The 18,151-nt window shown below is 65.0% G+C and carries 17 protein-coding genes; 10 read left to right on the top strand and 7 right to left on the bottom strand.

Annotated features, from left to right (window positions below):
* Positions 1–69 precede the first annotated feature (69 nt).
* Entirely contained in the window at positions 70–798 is a 729-nt protein-coding gene (locus JOE41_RS20765) for a CDP-alcohol phosphatidyltransferase family protein (protein WP_209753470.1), read from the top strand.
* Between the two features lie 73 nt (positions 799–871).
* Here JOE41_RS20765 and JOE41_RS20760 read toward each other — a convergent pair whose 3' ends face one another.
* The 4 genes from JOE41_RS20760 to JOE41_RS20745 form a co-directional block, all read right to left on the bottom strand.
* Positions 872–2,050 carry an MFS transporter gene (locus JOE41_RS20760; protein ID WP_209753469.1) on the bottom strand — a complete coding sequence of 393 codons (1,179 nt, stop codon included), beginning with the start codon at positions 2,048–2,050 and terminating at the stop codon, positions 872–874.
* Positions 2,047–2,676: a GntR family transcriptional regulator gene (locus JOE41_RS20755; RefSeq protein WP_209753708.1), complete on the bottom strand. Its 630-nt coding sequence runs from the start codon at positions 2,674–2,676 to the stop codon at positions 2,047–2,049. Before JOE41_RS20755 ends, JOE41_RS20760 begins: the two co-directional genes overlap by 4 nt.
* 114 nt (positions 2,677–2,790) lie before the next feature.
* Positions 2,791–4,794, bottom strand: a complete 2,004-nt coding sequence (locus JOE41_RS20750) for a VWA domain-containing protein (protein WP_209753468.1) — start codon at positions 4,792–4,794, stop codon at positions 2,791–2,793.
* A 27-nt stretch (positions 4,795–4,821) separates the two neighbouring features.
* The gene (locus tag JOE41_RS20745) at positions 4,822–6,210 is read right to left on the bottom strand and encodes a sigma 54-interacting transcriptional regulator (protein WP_209753467.1); all 1,389 of its coding nucleotides are present in this window, start codon (positions 6,208–6,210) and stop codon (positions 4,822–4,824) included.
* A gap of 205 nt (positions 6,211–6,415) precedes the next feature.
* Here JOE41_RS20745 and JOE41_RS20740 point away from each other — a divergent pair, with 205 nt between their 5' ends.
* Entirely contained in the window at positions 6,416–7,867 is a 1,452-nt protein-coding gene (locus JOE41_RS20740; RefSeq protein ID WP_209753466.1) for an EAL domain-containing protein, read from the top strand.
* Here JOE41_RS20740 and JOE41_RS20735 read toward each other — a convergent pair.
* Positions 7,864–8,946 carry a LacI family DNA-binding transcriptional regulator gene (locus JOE41_RS20735; RefSeq protein ID WP_011691831.1) on the bottom strand — a complete coding sequence of 361 codons (1,083 nt, stop codon included), beginning with the start codon at positions 8,944–8,946 and terminating at the stop codon, positions 7,864–7,866. The two genes, JOE41_RS20740 and JOE41_RS20735, sit on opposite strands and share 4 nt — an antisense overlap.
* A gap of 166 nt (positions 8,947–9,112) precedes the next feature.
* Here JOE41_RS20735 and JOE41_RS20730 point away from each other — a divergent pair, with 166 nt between their 5' ends.
* The 7 genes from JOE41_RS20730 to arfB all read left to right on the top strand — a co-directional run bounded on the left by JOE41_RS20730 (position 9,113) and on the right by arfB (position 15,767).
* A complete protein-coding gene (locus JOE41_RS20730) occupies positions 9,113–9,979 on the top strand; it encodes an ABC transporter substrate-binding protein (RefSeq protein WP_011691830.1) in 867 nt (288 codons plus the stop codon).
* A 98-nt stretch (positions 9,980–10,077) separates the two neighbouring features.
* Complete coding sequence (locus JOE41_RS20725) at positions 10,078–10,866, top strand: amino acid ABC transporter permease (RefSeq protein WP_011691829.1); 789 nt, start codon at positions 10,078–10,080, stop codon at positions 10,864–10,866.
* Entirely contained in the window at positions 10,863–11,645 is a 783-nt protein-coding gene (locus JOE41_RS20720; RefSeq protein ID WP_307800734.1) for an amino acid ABC transporter ATP-binding protein, read from the top strand. The genes JOE41_RS20725 and JOE41_RS20720 overlap by 4 nt, the downstream gene beginning before the upstream one ends.
* Positions 11,645–12,688 (top strand): Gfo/Idh/MocA family oxidoreductase, encoded by a 1,044-nt coding sequence (locus JOE41_RS20715; protein ID WP_209753465.1) that lies wholly within the window; start codon positions 11,645–11,647, stop codon positions 12,686–12,688. The genes JOE41_RS20720 and JOE41_RS20715 overlap by 1 nt, the downstream gene beginning before the upstream one ends.
* 56 nt (positions 12,689–12,744) lie before the next feature.
* A complete protein-coding gene (locus JOE41_RS20710; RefSeq protein WP_209753464.1) occupies positions 12,745–13,866 on the top strand; it encodes an FAD-binding oxidoreductase in 1,122 nt (373 codons plus the stop codon).
* A gap of 198 nt (positions 13,867–14,064) precedes the next feature.
* Positions 14,065–15,231 (top strand): cytochrome P450, encoded by a 1,167-nt coding sequence (locus JOE41_RS20705; protein ID WP_209753463.1) that lies wholly within the window; start codon positions 14,065–14,067, stop codon positions 15,229–15,231.
* Positions 15,232–15,344: 113 nt separating this feature from the next.
* A complete protein-coding gene (gene arfB, locus JOE41_RS20700) occupies positions 15,345–15,767 on the top strand; it encodes an alternative ribosome rescue aminoacyl-tRNA hydrolase ArfB (protein WP_043429721.1) in 423 nt (140 codons plus the stop codon).
* Between the two features lie 32 nt (positions 15,768–15,799).
* Here arfB and JOE41_RS20695 read toward each other — a convergent pair whose 3' ends face one another.
* Positions 15,800–16,312 (bottom strand): TspO/MBR family protein, encoded by a 513-nt coding sequence (locus JOE41_RS20695; protein WP_209753462.1) that lies wholly within the window; start codon positions 16,310–16,312, stop codon positions 15,800–15,802.
* 410 nt (positions 16,313–16,722) lie between these two features.
* Positions 16,723–17,166, bottom strand: coding sequence for a hypothetical protein (locus JOE41_RS20690; RefSeq protein WP_011691821.1), 444 nt, complete (start codon positions 17,164–17,166; stop codon positions 16,723–16,725).
* A gap of 182 nt (positions 17,167–17,348) precedes the next feature.
* Here JOE41_RS20690 and JOE41_RS20685 point away from each other — a divergent pair, with 182 nt between their 5' ends.
* A complete protein-coding gene (locus tag JOE41_RS20685) occupies positions 17,349–18,137 on the top strand; it encodes an alpha/beta hydrolase (RefSeq protein WP_307800733.1) in 789 nt (262 codons plus the stop codon).
* The last annotated feature ends 14 nt before the right edge of the window (positions 18,138–18,151 follow it).

Here is an 18,151-nt window from a genome sequence, read left to right as displayed (position 1 = left end):
CAGCGCCGGGCTGCCACCCCTCCCCCGCACCTCCCACCCCTCCCTGCTAGCATGTGGGCGAGGTGGCTCATGGAAAGCAGGACGGCAGGGCGTGCAGCGGCCGACGCGATGGCCGCTGTTGCCGCGTACGGGGTGGCAGGAATATGGCTCTCCACGTTGCACTCCCCCGGTATCGGACTACAGTCTGTGGGCCTGGGCGCCGGCGCTGTGGTCATTGGAGCCGCCGCCAACTCCGTCATGCGACGCACTCCCCGCTTCTCCACAGCCGCCGACCGGGTAACCCTGTTGCGGGCAGTCCTCGTGGCCCTTTGCGGGGTACTGGCCGTGCCTGTGCTGGTCGGCGGGCAGCGCCCGGACCAGCTCCTCGTCATCGTGGGTGCCGTTGCCTTCCTTCTCGACGCCGTTGACGGTTTCGTCGCCCGTCGCACACGGACAGCCTCGACGGCCGGGGCACGCCTTGATAGCGCTACCGACGCCGCTCTGGTGCTCGTTCTTTCTGTTGCGACGTGCGCGGTCATCGGGCTCTGGACCCTCTGCATCGGTGCGCTTTACTACGTTTTTGTGGCCGCGGGACGCCTCCGGCCCCACCTTCGCGGCCCGCTTCCGCCCAACGCTGCGCGCAAGGCAATCGGGGCCTTCCAGCCGTTCGCGCTGCTTCTTGCGCTGACCCCGGGTATCCCGCCCGCTGTTGCTGCCGCAGCGCCCGCGCTGGCCCTTCCGCTGCTTGTTTTCTCCTTCGGCCGCGACGTCGTCGCGCTGGAACGCCGCCGCCGTCAACCCCGCACGCACCCGCATTAGGTGGGTGTCGCCGGAATTGTCCCTTGGATGAAACGCCTTTGTTAGCGTGGCAATGTCTGGGCCGATGCAGCTGTTAGTCGTCCAGGCGCACGCCGCGGACCAGCAGAAGCGTTCCGCCCACAACGACCGCTGACGCCAGGAACACTCCGGCCGCCCCGAGCCCAGCCGCCACAACCCCGATGGCGCTGGGCAGGACCACCTGGCCCACCCTGTTCCCGGCAAGCCGCAGGGCCAGGGCCTTTCCGCGCTGGCCGTCCGGGGCCTGCGCCGAAAGCCAGGACATGGTCAGCGGCTGGCCGATGCCCAGCCCGAGGCCCAGCCCGGCCATCACCATGAAGAGGAGCCACTGCGGCATCGGAATCGCGGCGACGGCCAGTGCGACGGTGGAAAGCGCGAGGCTTGAAGCCATGAGCCGCCCCCGGCCGAACCTCCGGGACAGGCGCCCGAGCCCCAGCCTCGAAACCATCGAGAACCCGGCCCGCACCGCGAGCATGAGGCCCACTGCGGCCGCACTGAACCCGCGCTCCGTGCCGAGTGCCGGCAGGTAGACCACGGTCAGGTCCACCACGGCCAGCACCGTGGCGCTGGTAGCCAGTGCCCGGACCAGCCCCGGCGTCCTGAGCAGCGATGCGACACTTCCTTGAGGGCCGTCTGTTGCTGCGGCACCGGACTTCCTTCCGGTGGCCTTCGTCGAGATGAGGAAGGTGGTGAGGAAGAGAACCAGGCTCATGCCGGCCGAGAGGAAGAAGATTGCCTGCGTGTCCGGACGGACGGAGGCTCCACCAACCACGGAGATTGCCAGCGGGCCCAGCGCCTGGCCCAACGACGCCGCGAAGGTCAGGTATCCGAACGCGGAGTCAAGCCCTGACGCCACGGCATTGTTTGCGACGACAGCCTGCTGCCCCACGACACACGCCAGCTGTCCTGCGCCAAGCAGCGCCGTACCGCCAACCAACGCAGGGACTGAGGTCCCCCAAAACAGCAGGAAAAGGGAACAACCAAGTACGACGGCGGCCCCGGTCACCATGAGCCGCCTCTCACCTAACCGGTCCACGAGGGCGCCGGTTGGGACTGCCAGGAGCAGGGGAAAAACAGCGTAGCTGGCCGCGAGGACGCCCAGGGCATATCCCGGCACGTCCAGTTCCAGCGCCCGGTAAGTGGTTGCCGGCCGGACCAGGAAGGTCACGGCCTGGATCAGAGTCGAGTGAAGGAGAAGTGCCAGCGCTGAACGGCGGCCCAGTTCACCGATCACGGGGTGACGGGTGCGGTGCCGGAGACGGCCCGCACCGCTGCATCCCGGGCGCCGACGACATGGTCGAAAGCGATTTTGGCGGCTGCTTCCGGCTTGCCCGAGGCAATGGCCTCCACCAGGATGCGGTGGTCGGCGAGAGCATGGTCACGGCGTTCCTGCGTGTTGTTGGTGAAGTGCCGGTAGCGCTCCATCTGGCTGGAGACCTGGTCATGAAACTTCCGGGCCCACGAATTTCCGGCAATGTCCGAGATAGCGGTATGCAGCGACATCCCGTACTTCATGGCTTCGTCGGCGAACTCCACCATGGCCGCATTGCGTTCCACGATGCCCTCCAGGGCCGCGATATCGGCCGGCGTCGCTTTGGCGCACGCTTCCCGGGCCATCAGGGACTCCAAAGCCGCGCGTACGCCGTAAAGCTCGGCGATCACCCCTTCGTTCAGGTTCGGGACCAGCACGCCTCCCGTGGGTTGCTGTTCCAGCAGACCCTCCGAGATCAGCCGCCGGATCGCCTCCCGCAGCGGCGTCCGGCTGACCTGAAGCGCCGTCGCCATTGCCGGTTCGAAGATGCGTTCGCCCGGCTTCAGTTCCAGAGTGAGGATCCGGCGTTTCAGCTCTCCGTAGACCAGATGTGCTCCGGTATTCCGGGACTGCGATTAGACCATCGACGACCTCCACCATCTCGAACTTGTATACAACTATACAAGTACAGTCTTTTGCGACGGTAAAGGTGCGGATGTGTCCTATGAAGCCCAGTCGGCGTCGTCGAAGGGGCGTCCGCGGAAATGAGCGCGGAGATATTCCCCCACGACGGCAGCCCCCAGGTCCCCGGCCTCGGGCGCAACGACCCGGCCGTCGATTCGGCGGGCCATGCGCTGGACGAACCGCTCGAGCCCCGGGTCACTCCCCAGCCGGAAGAACGTGGCCTGCGTTCCTGCGCGGCCGAGACGGTCGAGCTCGGCGATCGTGACGCGGATGGTCTCCGGGTCCGGCGGGTAATCGAACCAAGAGTCCCCCTCCGGCAACAGGTGCGCGGTAGGCTCGCCGTCGGTCACCACGAGGAGGACGTGTTGCATCGACGGATGCTGGCGGAAGAAGCGGTTGGCCAGCAACAACCCGTGATGGAGATTGGTTCCCTGTTCCCGCCGCGATGCCAAGGCCGTAAGTTCGCCGATGTCCATGGTCTGCGCGTAGCGGCCGAAGGTGATCAGCTGCAGCCGGTCCCCGCGAAACCGGGTGGATACGAGATGGTGCAAGGCCAGTGCGGTGCGTTTCATCGGCACCCACCGGCCCTCGGCGGCCATCGAGAACGACACGTCGACGAGCAGGACGACGGCAGCCTGGGTGCGCGCCTCTGTCTCCGTCACCTCGATATCTTCTACCTCGAGGCGCACCCCTCGGCCCGGGTCACCGCCGCCGGCCATGGTGCGGCGGATCGCGTTTGTCATGGTGCGGGTAACGTCCCACGGCCCGGCGTCCCCGAACTCCCATTGACGGCTGGAGCCGGTCTGCTCTCCGGCTGCCCCGGCGACGCGCGTGTCCCGGCGCCCCTGCCGGCCGGACAGCTGCCTGGCGGTCTCCCGCAACAGTGACTTACCGAGCCGTCTCATGGCCTGGGGGGACAACCGGAGGTCGCCGTCGGCGCCGCGCCGCAGGTAGCCGCCGTCCTGCATGGCCCGCTCGATCTCGGCGAGCGTGCGGGCTGACACGGCGGCTTTTGGCCCGAGTTGGCGGGCCAGTGCATCAAGGTCCAGATCGTCGAGACGTGACCCGTTGTAGGACTGCGAGAGCTGCTCGGCCAGCTCGTCGAGCTCGGCGATGTCCTGGAGCACACCGGTGCCGTCGCCCAGCCCGAGTCCTTCCTGGCCCTCGAAGCGTTCGGATCCATTCCAGTCCTCCCCCGGGCGCAGGGCACGCAGGCTGGAGTCCAGCTGATCGAGCTGGGCCATGAGTTCGGGCGAGCCGAACGCCTGGGCGGACAGACGCATCAGCTCATCGCGCTGCTCCGCGGACATGGACTGCAGGAGCCGCTGGGCAGCAGCTGCGCGCTTGGCCAGTGCGTCGATCAGTTCCTCGACGGATTGTGGATTCTCCGGAAAGAAGTGGCCGTGCCGGGCCATCAACTCCTGAAAGTCCGTGTCGGTGTCTTGCCCGTGCCGGTGCTTGTCCAGTAGCCCGTTGAGGTCACGCAGCATCTCGTTCACCGCCTCGCGGTCCTCGTCTGTGGCGTTCTGGAGCGCTTCCTTCATGCCGGCGAACCGCTGGTCGAGGACCTCACGGCCCAGCAGATCCTTGATCCGCTCGTAGGCTTCCCGGGCGGTGCCCGACTGCCAGTCATAGGAGGCGAGTTCGTTGACCGCTGCCGCTGTGGACGAGGGCAGGTTCTGCAGCTGCATCTCCCTGAATGCGCGGTCTGTGTTGTCCATCATGGCGTCGCGGGCGAGCTGCTTGCGCTCCTCAAGCACCGCAGTGTCGAGGAGTTTCTTGACCTCGCTGAGGGTGCCGTCCAGCCGGTGGCGGCCCAGGAGTTCACTCCGGCGTTGCTGTACGCGGCTGGCGAGGTCGTCGAGCCCTTCACGGTTCCGGCCGCCGCGCCGCAGGAACTCCTGCAGGGCGCGCCGGGGCGAGTAGCCTGCCATGACGTCCTCGGCGATGGCGTCGAGCGCCTCGGCGAGGTCCACCGGCGGGGCGAGCGGATCGGGTCCTCCCCTGTACCGGCCGTATCTGGACCGGTTGTGCACACCCATGATGCCGCCTATCCGTAGCCCTGGTTCCTAGCCATAGACCGTCTCCTCGTCGTCGGACTCCTTGGAGATCCGCCGGGCGAGGTAAAGGCCTTCCAATGCAAGTTCGATTGCGGCGGCACGCTGTCCGTCGTTCATGGCGCCCAGGCGCCCGCTGATCTCGTCATAGAGGCCGGATGAGTTAAGGGACGGGAGGTTTTCCAGGAACTCCCGTGCAGTGACCTGCTCTCCGGTGGTCACTGTCCTGTGGCCGTCGAGGGCCGCCACCAGCGGACCGAGGTCGATTCCGTGGTAGTGCGCCCGCACAGCTTCGGCCGTGGCCGTGCGCAGGAGGTGGTCGAGGACCGCCTGTTCATGCCCTTCCTCACCGGATTCAAACTCGATCTTGCCTGTGAGGACTTCCACTGCAGTCTCCAGGTCAATGATGCGGGCGACGGCCTCGTCCTCGCCGCGCACGCTGGCACGGCGCAGCGCCGCAGCGGCAACGGTTTCCGCGCCCGCGATGGCGAACCGCGCCGAGACTCCGGAAGTCTGGCTGATAGCCGGGGACTGCCGCAGCGCCCGGGTGTAACGCGCCAGGATCTCAAGGATGACGGGCGGGACGTCAGCCACAAGCCGCCCCTCCTGCCGGATGACAGACACCTCGTCCTCCAGCTCTATCGGGTAGTGGGTCCGGATCTCGGCGCCGAAGCGATCCTTCAAGGGCGTGATGATCCGGCCGCGGTTGGTATAGTCCTCCGGGTTGGCGGACGCGACGACGAGCACGTCGAGGGGCAACCGCAGCACATAGCCGCGGATCTGGATGTCGCGCTCCTCCATCACGTTGAGCATCGCGACCTGTATCCGCTCGGCGAGGTCGGGCAGTTCGTTGATGGCGATGATGCCGCGGTTGGAGCGCGGGACGAGTCCGTAGTGGATGGTTTCCGGGTCCCCGAGCCGCCGGCCTTCAGCCACCCGCATCGGGTCGACGTCGCCGATGAGGTCGGCCACGGAGGTGTCAGGCGTAGCGAGCTTCTCGACGTACCGTTCCGAGCGGTGCCGCCACGACACGCGCAACCGGTCCCCCTCGGTCAGCACACGGGCACGGGAGTGCTCCGTGATCGGCTCGAAGGGGTGTTCGTTCAGTTCGGAACCTTCGATCACCGGGGACCACTCGTCGAGCAGACCCACCAGGGTGCGGAGCAGCCGTGTCTTGCCCTGACCACGCTCACCGAGCAGGACGACGTCGTGGCCGGCGATCAGCGCACGCTCGAGCTGGGGAAGAACAGTCCGGCTGAAACCGTACATCCCGGGCCACGGATCACGGCCGGCGGCAAGCGCGGTGAGCAGGTTGCCGCGGATCTCCTGACGCAGATCCTTGAGCACATGGCCTGCTGCACGCAGTTCACCAACGGTGAAGATATCGGGACGATCGCTCACTCCTCTACCGTAGACCTCCACTGTGCCCGGAATCGAGGGAATCTCCCCGGTTTTTCACCCGCAGGTGCTGGCCGTGGCCGCTGGTGGAGACGACCCTGAGCACTGTCTTCCTCACGAAGATGCGGTACCTGTGGCATGATGGCGGCAACTGTCCAGCAGAGGGGGGTCTCGTGATCAGTCGTACGCCGGTGCTTATTGCATGCAAATGCCGGACCCGGTAACCGGGAAGGCCCGGAACCAAGCGGCGGTCACGAGGGAAAGGGTGCAGCGCCTGCGGCGCATCCGGAAAGTTCTTCCGGCCGACATCCGCAGGATCCCGGCCGGATGCTGGCTGGCTCTGGTCGTCCTCGCGGAGGTGCTGCTTGCTCTTGCAGTGCGAGTCCCCTCGTTGTTCGCACCGGAAATCCGCGGCGGGGCGTCTGAGCGGCTCTGGGTGCTGGATATTGTGGCGCTGTCATTAGTGCCGATCGTCGTCTTCGCGGCCATCCAGCTGAACCGCCAACGGCAGCGGGAGCGCGCCCAGGCGTCAGAATCTTCCGGGTACATCGAGAAACTGATGCGAACGAGCCGCGAGTGGCTCTGGGCAGTCGACCATAACGGGACGATCACCTTCTCCAGTCCGATGTGCGGGCCACTGATCGGCTACACACCATCAGAGCTGGTAGGAAGTCCAATCGGCCTGGTCCTGGATCCCGCCGACCTGGCCGCTGCCCTCAAGTCACAACCCGTGGTCGAGGACGAATCCAGCTTCAACGGGCTGGTCCTCGTCTGCCGGCACCGGGACGGCAGCCGGGTGCTGATGGAGGTCACCGGGCACACGGTATACGGAGCCGAGGGAACCGGGAAAGGCTTTGAAGGCACTGCCCGCGCCCTTGATAGCCCCTCCCCGTCGGACCGTGCCGCAGAGCGGATCCGGGAGCGAGTCACGGCCTTGGTGTCCGGCCAAGGCATCGTCACTGCCTTCCAGCCGATCCGATGCCTCAGAAGCGGGACTGTCATCGGCGCCGAAGCCCTGAGCCGGTTTCCCACATCCGACGGCACCACCACCGAGGCCTGGTTCATGCAGGCTGCTTCCATCGGCATGGAGGCAGAGATGGAACTGCTCGCGTTGCGCACCGCTCTGCACACAGCGGCTGCTCTGCCCCGGGGAATCTTCGTTGCCATCAACCTCTCTCCGGGCGTATGTCTGGACCCTCGCGTGCTGGAGTCGATCTCGCAGGGCACAATCCACCCCTCGGGCTTGGTGCTCGAAGTGACAGAACGCCAGAAAGTGGACGACTACGGGCAGTTGCTAAGCGCGCTTGCACCGCTGAGGAGTTCCGGGGTGCGGGTGGCCATCGATGACGCCGGGGCAGGATTCGCCTCCATGCAGCACATCGTCCAGCTCAAGCCCGATCTGATCAAACTCGACCGGACGATCATCAGAGACATCGACTCGGATCGGAGCCACCGCGCCCTAGGGGCCGCAATAGTCGGTTTCGCGGCAGAGACAGCCGCCCTCCTGGTGGCAGAAGGAATCGAGACCGCGGCGGAACTGGATGCCGTCACGACGCTCGGCATGACCGCCGGTCAGGGATATTTCCTCGGCAGGCCGTCCCTCGAACCCGCCGACTGGGCGCTCTGGCAGGACACCACGCAACCCGGTAGCGTCTTCTAGCCGTGAACCTCTGCGGTGCGGGGTGACCCGACGGATCCGCGATGGATCAGTCTGGCAGTAAGTTCTGTGACTGGTACCGATGGTTTGCGTCCTTCGATCTGTCGGATGAGGGCGTTGGCGGCCGCTATCCCCATCTCGTAGACAGGCTGGGCAATGACGGTGAGGGGCGGCGTGGTGAGGCGGGTCCATGCGAAGTCGTCGTACATCAGGAACGAGACATCTGTTGGAATAGACAGTCCCAGTTCCTGGATGGCCTCCACGATGCTCAACGCGATAAGACCGTCCGAGGCAACGATCGCTGTCGCCGCATCCGGGCCCTCCAACAGTTCCCTGGTGATCTTCTTGATGGATTCGGCGTCTCCGGCGTTGAGCCGCACCAGATCCTCAGGCTGGCTGAGGCCCTTCTCTTCGAAGGCCTGAAACATGCCCCGGCAACGCTCCGAAATCTGCGAGGAATCCAATTTCATGCCCGCAACGTAGGGCCGGTCCGTCTTGAGCGTCGAAACGAAGGCGATCCGTCGGTGCCCGGCATCAAGCAAGTACCGGGTCGACTCGTAGGAGATCGCTGTCATGTCCACGGCAATCGTTGCGATGTCGAGCCCTTCTGCTGCCCGGTCAAGAAGGACCAAAGGACGTCCCGAATCATAAACGTGCCGTAAATGTTCTGTCTCCACAGAGGACGCTGGCGCCACGATGAGGCCGTCTACACGCTTGTCCAAGAGCACTTGGACGGCCTCAACTTCGGCCGCCTTTTCCTCGTCGGTGTTGACCAGAATGACGTTGTAGCCGCTCTTCTTTGCCGTGTCAGTGATGCCCCGGGTGGCCAGACCGAAGTGGGGATTTTCAATGTCCCCCACCACAACACCGATAGTGTGTGATTTCCCGGTATTCATGCTGCGCGCGAGCTCATTCGGGCGGTAGGAAAGCTCCTCGGCCGCGGCCAGGACCCGCTCCCGCACATCCTCGCTCACTGCGCCGTAATTCCCCAGGGCGCGTGCGGCCTGGGCCTTGGAAACGTTGGCGGCCTTTGCGACGTCGGCGACCGTGATGTCGCGGCGCCTGGATCCATTACTGATCATTTCAGCCTTCCGAAAGGGGCCTTGACGGCCAATGTGGCTTAGGTTACATTCATAGCAACCCCTTATGAGTCCGGTCTCAATCTTAGCGATTGAGACCGGACTCAACAAGAGATTCCCACCATGAAAGGCCACAGGCCGCCTTCTGCTTCCTACGATTGGAAAAACCTTGAGTAAACGATTGAACTTCGGTCCCGGTGCGGTCGTCGCTGCTGCCGTCGCGGCACTCCTCGCCCTGTCAGGCTGCGGAGGATCGACTGCCGCATCAACCTCGACTGCGGCGGATAACCCCTACGGCCTGATACAGCCGGGCACCATCCGGGTAGCCAGCCTGGGAGACTCCAAGCCTTACACCTTCGCTGATGCGCAGGGGAACTTCACCGGCTTTGACGTCGAACTCTTCAAGGACGTGGCCCACCGTGCCGGCGTGGACAATGTGGTCTTCACCGGACAAGACTTCTCGGGGCTGCTGTCCGCCGTGGCCAACGGCCAGTTCGACGTCGGCGTGGCCGCCATAGGCATCACGGACAAGCGCAAGGAGACTGTTGAGTTCTCCGACGGCTACCTAGCCGGCTACCTGACCGTCATCACCACCAAGACCTCGGGCATCAAGGACGCCGAGGGCCTGTCCGGTAAGCGGCTCGGCGTAGTCCAAGGAACTCTCCAGGAAGCCTACGCGGTCAAGAACTTCACGTCGGCCAGCCTGGTGCGTTTCCCGGACAACAACACAGCCATCGCAGCCGTGAACAGCGGCACCGTGGACGCCCATTTCCTGGACTACGAGGCCGCCAAGGCCTATGAGGAACAGCACGGCCTGGTTAGCGCGGCAGACATTCCCTCCTTCGACGCACCGGCCGGGTTCGCCATCGCCAAAGGCAAGACAGCATTCAGGGACGCATTGAACAAGGGTCTGGCTGCGGCGATGGAGGACGGCACCTGGAAGAAGCTCTACCAGAAATGGTTCCCGGGCTCCCCGATGCCTGAGCAGTACTTGCCCAAGGCGGAGCAGAAAGCCACGCCGGCACCCAGCAAATAAGGCACCACAGCCGGCAAGCGATCCGGCACACGACCGGGCGGGCCGCCTACCGCGGCCCGCCCCGGGATTCACAAGCTACCTACGTCTGAGAGCACCCCATGGACTGGTTCAACACCATCATCCGCACCTTCTTCGACTTCGGCGCAATGGCCGAAGTCCTACCCCAACTGCTGGGGGTCGGTCTTCTTAATACCCTCATCATCTCCGTCGCCGCCACCATCATTGGCGTAGCGCTGGGCATGGTCGTCGCAGTCATGGGTATATCCCCTTCGAAATGGCTCCGCGTCCCGGCCCGGATCTACACCGACCTCTTCCGCGGCCTGCCCGCAATCCTGACCATCCTGTTGATTGGCCAGGGATTCGCGCGTCTCAGCCAGTCCATTTTTGGGCCTTCCCCCTACCCGCTGGGAATCATTGCGCTGAGTCTCATCGCCAGCGCCTATATCGGTGAAATTTTCCGCGCGGGCATCCAAAGCGTCGACAGAGGCCAAGGCGAGGCCTGCCGCGCACTGGGCATGAGCTATGCCAAGTCCATGGCCCTTGTCGTGGTTCCACAAGGGATTCGCCGGGTCCTACCTGCATTGGTCAACCAGTTCATCGCCATCGTCAAAGACTCCTCCCTCGTCTACTTCCTGGGACTGCTGGTTACTGAACGTGAACTCTTCCGAGTAGGCCAGGACGCCGCAGTACTTTCCGGAAACCTCTCCCCCTTGGTCATGGCGGGCATCTTCTACCTCATCATCACGGTCCCCCTGACCCATCTGGTCAACTACTTCGACAGCCGCTTCAGGACCGGCCGCCGCCGTCCTTCCGCCCCCACCAGCGGACTAAACGAAGTCAAGGAACTCGACGCGGCCTCGCCGCTGATCACCGGGAGCAACACGTGAACCTCACAAGCAGCACCAGCACGAACAATACCGCGCCGGACATCGAGACCTTCCACGGTTCCAGCCTGGAACTGAGAAACCTGACCATGGCCTACGGCGAGGTCGAGGTCCTCCGCAACGTAAGTCTCACTGTGGCCCCCGGCACCACAACGTGCATCATCGGGCCTTCAGGTTCCGGGAAGTCAACCCTGCTTCGCGGCATAAACCGCCTGCATGAACCCAAGAGCGGGGACGTCCTCCTGGCCGGCCAAAGCGCACTCGAAGTCAAGCCGGACACCCTGCGGGCCCGCATCGGCATGGTCTTCCAGCACTTCAACCTTTTCCCGGACCATACCGCCCTCGAAAACGTTGCCTTGGCCCTCTGGAGCGTCAAGGGCATGCCCAAGGCCGAGGCGAGGGAGCGCGCCCGGCGCCGCCTCGCCGAGGTGGGCCTCGCCGAACGTGCCGACCACCGCCCGCGCGACCTCTCCGGCGGCCAGCAACAGCGTGTCGCCATAGCCCGGGCCCTGGCCATGGAGCCCGAGGTGATGCTTTTCGACGAGGCCACCAGCGCGCTGGACCCGGAACTGGTCAAGGGCGTGCTGAACCTCATGGCCGGGCTCGGCAAACGCGGCATGACCATGCTTGTGGTCACCCATGAAATGGGTTTCGCCCGCAAAGTGGCCGATCAGGTCGTCTTCATGGATGAAGGCGAGGTGGTGGAGGCAGGCACACCGGCGGAAATCTTCGACAATCCCCGCAGCGAACGTCTACGGCGCTTCCTGTCGGAGGTGCTGTAATGCCTGAGATTCAAACGTCACCCATCAGGACCGCAGTCGTCGGTTTCGGGATCTCCGGAAGGGTCTTCCACGCACCTCTGATCGAGGCTGATCCCGGCTACTCCCTCGACGCCATCGTGACGGCGGATCCGGCGCGGGCCGCTGAAGCGGCTTTGCGCTACCCGGATACCCGGATCGTTCCCACACCGCAGGCCCTCTTTGCCCTGGCCTCGGACCTTGACCTCGTCATCCTCGGCACTCCGCCGCTCACGCACTTCGATCTTGCAGCAACGGCTATAGCCAGCGGACTCCACGTTGTGGTGGACAAGCCATTCGTCACCACAACGGCTCAAGGCGGTGAGCTCATTTCCCGAGCAGCCGACGCCGGAGTCCACCTGACGGTATTCCAGAACCGCCGGTGGGACGCCGACTTCCTGACTATCCAGAAGCTTGTCCGGGAAAGTTCATTGGGAACGATCCGCAGTTTTGAATCGCGCTTTGAGTGGTGGCGTCCGGGGGGATTCCGGAACTGGCGTGACACCGCCACGCTGACAGAAGGGGGCGGCATACTCCACGACCTCGGCGCCCACCTTATCGATCAGGCAATCCAGCTCTTCGGTCCTGTTGAGCACAGCTACGGGGAGACAGCCAACCACAGTCCGCACCCTGGGAGCGCCGATACCGAAGCCTTTGTGTCCCTGTTCCATGCATCCGGGGTCCGGTCCAGATTGTGGATGAACGGCATGGCCGCCCAGGTAGGCCCGCGCTTCCACGTCCTGGGTTCCAGCGCCGGCTACACAAAATGGGGCCTGGACAGCCAGGAACCGGCCCTCGCTGCAGGAGTGAAACCGTCGGATCCCGCCTACGGCGTTGAGCCCCAGGACTCGTGGGGGGCCCTGGGCATTGACGGCAGCACCACGCCCGTTCCTGCCGAACGGGGCAGTTATCCCCAGTTCTACCGCGGACTTGCCGAGGCCATCCACGGCCGGGGGAAGCTGCCCGTTCAGCCCGCCGAATCCCTTGAAGTCCTCAGCATCATCGAAAAAATCCACGCGTTCGCCTAGGCGCCGGGCCAACGCGCTCGCACCTGGCCAACCAACAAAAAAGAAAGGGAAGACGTATGTCCTCCACTGCCTCACCCAAGCGCGTCGCCGTCATCGGCGGCGGCATCCTTGGAGTCTCCACCGCCGTTCACCTGCTACGCCAAGGCGCATCCGTCGTCCTTCTGACCGAACGCGGCCTTGCAAGTGAGGCCACCGGCCGGTCCCTCTCCTGGCTCAATTCCGCCGGGGAACGCTCCACCCCGTATCACCAGTTGCGCCTCGCCGGGGTGGACCGGTACCGCACGCTCTTCGCTGCAGATCCCGGCAGGGAATGGCTCCAGTTCGACGGTGGCCTCATGTGGAACGCCGCCGGACAGTCGGATGCAACTGAGTCCCGCCACGCCTACGAAAAATCCGTCGGCTATGACTCAAAGCTGCTCGCACCCGAAGAAATCGCTGCCGTCACCCCCGGCATCGATTCACGTGCCATCGCGGACAACGCCATCTTTAATCCGGGCGAAGGCTGGGTCAGCCTCCCCGATCTGGTGGATTTCCTCATGGAGGAATTTCATACCCGCGGCGGCGAGCTGGTTCTCAACGCAGGTAAAGCGTCAGTAACCGTCAACGGGGGCCGGGCCACCGGCGTCGCAACAACGGGAGGCAAAACCTACGAGGCTGGCACGGTGCTGGTAGCGTGCGGTGCGGCAACTCCCGCCGTCGTCGCGCCCCTGGGCGTCCACATTCCCAATGGCTCGCCCGTCTCCATGCTTGTCCTGACGAAGCCGGTGGACCACTCGGTCCGGGCCGTGATGAACACCCCGCGGGCCGCCGTTCGCCCCAACCCCGGAAACACTCTCGCTCTGGACCACGACTGGTACGAGGACCGCATCACCGAGCACGGGGACGGGCAGTTCAGCATCCCGGATGACGTGGTTCAGGAACTGGCCGACGAGGCATCCAAACTCATCGCCGGCAACCCGGAACTCAAGCCAGCTTCCTGGAAGATCGGTTACAAGCCGATTCCCGGTGACGGGGAACCGGTCCTCGGTGAACTGGGCTCGGTTCCCGGCTGCTTCGTGGCCTTTACGCACTCCGGCGCCACGCTCGGACTCATCGCCGGCGAACTACTCGCCGGGGAGATCATGACCGGGAATAAGCACCCGATGCTGGCCACCTTCCGGGCCGAGCGCTTCTCGTAGCAACGGCGGGCCGGCAGGAGCCTTCAGGACGGCTCCTGCCTGCCTTTCGGCGCTCCGTGTTGCGGCCGCACTTTCCTGCTGACGCCGGAGCGGGCGTCGGATAAAATCAGGGTCCCACGGTCCATCAATCCGACGCCCCGGCGCTTCGGCGAGACCGATAGACCCGATAGATCGCCGGGCTGAGCAGAGAGGCCAGCCATGGATTTCGCCGCCGCCAATGAGAACCCGCTGGATCCCTTCCCCTATTACGAGCGAATGAGGGAAGCCGCACCCGTCTTCCACGACGAGCAATCGGGAAGTTGGCATGTCTTCAGGTATGACGACGTGCAGCGGGTCCTGTCCGAATACGCCACCTTTTCTTCCCGGATGGGCGGCGACGATCCTTCCGAGACAGGCCAGCTGTTCGCCTCGAGCCTGATCACCACAGATCCGCCGCGGCACCGTCAATTACGCTCGCTGGTGACCCAGGCGTTCACACCGAAAGCCGTGGACGCGCTTGCTCCCCGCATTTCGGAACTCACGGAAGAGCTTCTGGACGGGATCGTTTCCCGCGGTGGCGCCGACCTGATCGAGGAGTTGGCGTACCCGCTGCCGGTTATCGTGATTTCGGAACTCATGGGTATCCCCGCGGATGACCGGGACCGCTTCAAGCAGTGGTCCGATGTCATCGTCAGCCAAACGCGGACCAATGCGGCAACGGAAGACCACCAGGCCACTAACCGGGAAATGACGGGATACTTCCTGGACCTCATCGAACAGCGACGGCGGCGGCCCGGCGATGACTTGATCAGCAACCTGCTCAGCGCCGAGATTGACGGGCAGAAACTGAACGTGGCCGAACTGCTGGGTTTCTGCGCCCTGCTGCTCGTCGCCGGCAACGAAACAACCACGAACCTGATCGGCAACGCGGTCCTTTGCTTTACCGAGGTGCCCGGCACCATCGATCGGTTAGTGATGGAGCCGGCACTGCTCCCTCAGGCCATCGAAGAAGTGCTTCGCTTTCGGTCCCCGGTCCAGTCCATGTACCGGGTGACGGTCACCGACACCATCCTCGGCGACGTTCAGATGCCGGCCGGCGCACCCGTGGTGGCGTGGATCGGCTCCGCAAACCGCGACGAACGGCAATTTCAACGCCCTGCCGAGTTCGACGTCGACCGGGGCCAGATCCGTCACTTGGCATTCGGCCACGGCGTCCACTTCTGCCTCGGTGCGCCGCTTGCGAGGCTTGAAGCAAGGATCGCACTGGAAGCCATCCTGTCCCGGCTGCCTGGACTGGCACTCGCCCCGGGCGCGCACCTGGAACGGATGGACAGCACCATTGTCTACGGGCTGAAGGCGCTGCCTGCGGGCTGGCAGGCAGCCTGACGGCCGGCTGCCTGCCCCCTCACCCGGCAGGACGCCCCTCCTTCAGTGTCCGGGCTTTGGCGCGCGAGCGGCTGGGCTCTTCGATTGCGCCCATGTTGTGCAACGCTGGTTGCATGGATCTGGAGGTGTCACCCGCGCTCACTATTCCCGCCCCGGAACTCCGCTGGCGCTTCTCGCGTTCGTCGGGGCCTGGCGGTCAGCACGTCAACACCTCGGACAGCCGCGTCGAGCTCTCCTGGAACATCCGCGACTCGCGGGCACTCTTGGACGAGCAACGGCTGATGCTGCTCACGCGCCTCCAACGACGCCTCATTTCCGGGGTCATCACCGTGGCGGCCTCCGAGCAGCGCTCACAGCTGCGCAATCGCGAGATCGCCCTCGCCAAGCTCTCCGGCCTTGTGGCAGAGGCCCTTGCTCCCGAAGCTGCCCCTCGGCGTCCAACCAAACCCACCCGGGGATCGAACCGCCGGCGCCTCGCCGCAAAGGAACAAAGATCGGCGACGAAACAACAACGACGGCGGCCGTCCGCCGAATAACACGCCGGCTGTCTCCGTAGCGGATACCGGAACTACCGCCGCCCGCCCGCTCCGGGGTTGAGCCTCGCGACCGCCGTCGACAAAGCGGTGGCGAACCCGCACCAGAGTGCGTACGGGGCCAGTGCGACGCCGGCGCTGCTGTTCAGCTTGTACGTCCGCCGCACCAGGTCTGCACTGCTTGCAGCCAGCACGGCGGCCTCTGCCGCGGCCAGCCACGGCCGGCGGGCACGCCAGAAGACCCAACTCCACGTCGCGTTGAGAACCAGGTTCGCGGCCAGGGCGCCCCGGTAGGCGCGGATCTCCCGCCGCCCGTCCTGACCGCCCTCGGGGTCGGGGGCATCCTTACTGTCCAGGGCGACGGCGGAACTCACGGCAAGGTCCGCGTAAAGAGCGGTCCACACGACCGGAAAGGCAATGGCGGGCGGCTGCCAGTCCGGCTTGCGCAGCCGCTGGTACCAGCGGCTGTCAGGATCCGTCGCCACCGCACCGGCCGCTGCCGTAGCTGCGCTCGCGGCCGCCGTCCACGCTACAGTCAACAGTTTCATCGTTGATCCTCTTTCCCTTCGTCGTCGCCGTACCCGGGCTGCTTGTACGCCCATACGCTCGATAGTACGGTCCAGGGCCGCCTCGTCCGGTGTCGGGCGTCTCCCTTGGATCCAGGCCCGGGCCCCGGGTGGCAGCAGGGGCATCTGAGAGCCCGCAGGACCGTAGCCGTGGTCACGATGAGCCGATACCGGCCCCGTCGGGCTCCGGCCGGCTCTGGTCCGAGAGGCTGTCCGGAGCGTCCAGGAGCCGGAACGTCGCCCGGACGGGTCGGGAACCGGCGTGGAGCCCGAATGATCGGCACATGGCAAGGGCTTTCTTGTGGCGGCCGGCCGATGGTGGAAGGCCCCGTTTTGTCCAACCGTAGGCGGCGGCCCGGTCAGAGCATCGAAGTAGGCTGCTTCCTTTGAGGTCAACCGCTTACGTCCGGGCCTTCCGATTGGGCGATATCTTCCCGCACGTGTGCCCGGATGGCCCCGATCACGGGAGCCGACCCCTGTGTGCGGTACACATCTATAGGCCGGGACCCCAGCTGCACATTGGGGCTGCACATCCAGATCATGGCCTGGGCCGGCGTGAAAGCACTATGGAGGTGTCCGACGAGAGCGTCCAGGTCCGCAAGCTGAAGCCGGCCGTCGGCATTCGGCGCATCCTGGCCAGATGCCCACCGATCCAATAGTCCTGCACTGACGCCGAGAAGAGGAGCCGCAGCATCAGAGCCAAGCGAATTTATGAGCCTTTCGGCTATTGCCTTCGGGCTGTAGCCGGGAGCGTCCCGCAATTCCGCGAGACTGGCGAAAACTGTGGTGGCAGACAACGCCGGTTCTTCGGCGTTGGCTTCCTGCAACTGTTCCATGACGCAATGCTATGGATTGGCCGCCCCCTCGGAGTAGGGCCACAGGGCCTCCTGCGCGCTGGTTACCGGGAGCCCGCGACACAGCGGCGAAGGCGTCCGTCGGCTGGCGCGCTTTGACGGTGTTGGAAAGCCGCGACCCGCTCTACACTGTCCGGATGAAATGTACGGTCAGTGGAGTGCCTGTGCATTACGCCGAGTATGGCAGCGGCACGCCGGTTCTCGCTCTGCACGGGGCCGGCGTGGATCACCGCGAAATCGCTGGCGCTCTTGAACCAATACTGTGCAACCTGTCCGGATTTCGCCGCCTGTACCCGGACCTGCCGGGGATGGGCCGAACCCCCGCGCCCGAGGTGGTCACGAGCAACGATGACGTGCTGGACATTCTGCACGGACTGATCGACAGCGCTATTGGTGATGAACCGTTTCTTGTCATTGGTCATTCGTATGGCGGGTACTTAGCCCGTGCCGTTGCCAACGGGAGATCTGACCAGGCCGTCGGGCTGGCGCTCATCTGTCCGGTCGGCGCGCATACGCGTGACGTGCCCAAGCACGACGTCCTTGCGTCGATGGTCGACATGCCCGGCGACGTGGGACCGGACCTCGAGGCTTCTTACCGTAGCTACTTCGTTGTGCAGACTGCTGAAACCCTGCGCCGGTTCAGGGATTCCGTGGCTCCCGCAATGCCACTTGTTGACGAGTCCGCCCTGGCGCGAATCTTTTCGCACTGGGAGCTCCGGGATCGGCCGGAAGACGCGAAAGCCTACTCCCATCCCGTGTTGATCCTCGCCGGAAGGCAGGATGCCACGGCCGGGTACGCGGGCCCGTGGGGCTTAGTGGCGCAGTACCCTCGTGCCACGTTTGCGGTGCTAGATCGGGCCGGCCACGCGTTGATGCATGAGCAACCCGAACTCCTGCAAGCCTTCGTCGCCGAATGGTTGATGCGCGTGCGTGAGCACCCCGCCCGACAGTAAAACGACCCGTAGGG

Source organism: Arthrobacter sp. PvP103 (assembly GCF_017833075.1).
Taxonomy (GTDB): domain Bacteria; phylum Actinomycetota; class Actinomycetes; order Actinomycetales; family Micrococcaceae; genus Arthrobacter.
This window is presented reverse-complemented; position numbering and strand designations above follow the sequence as displayed.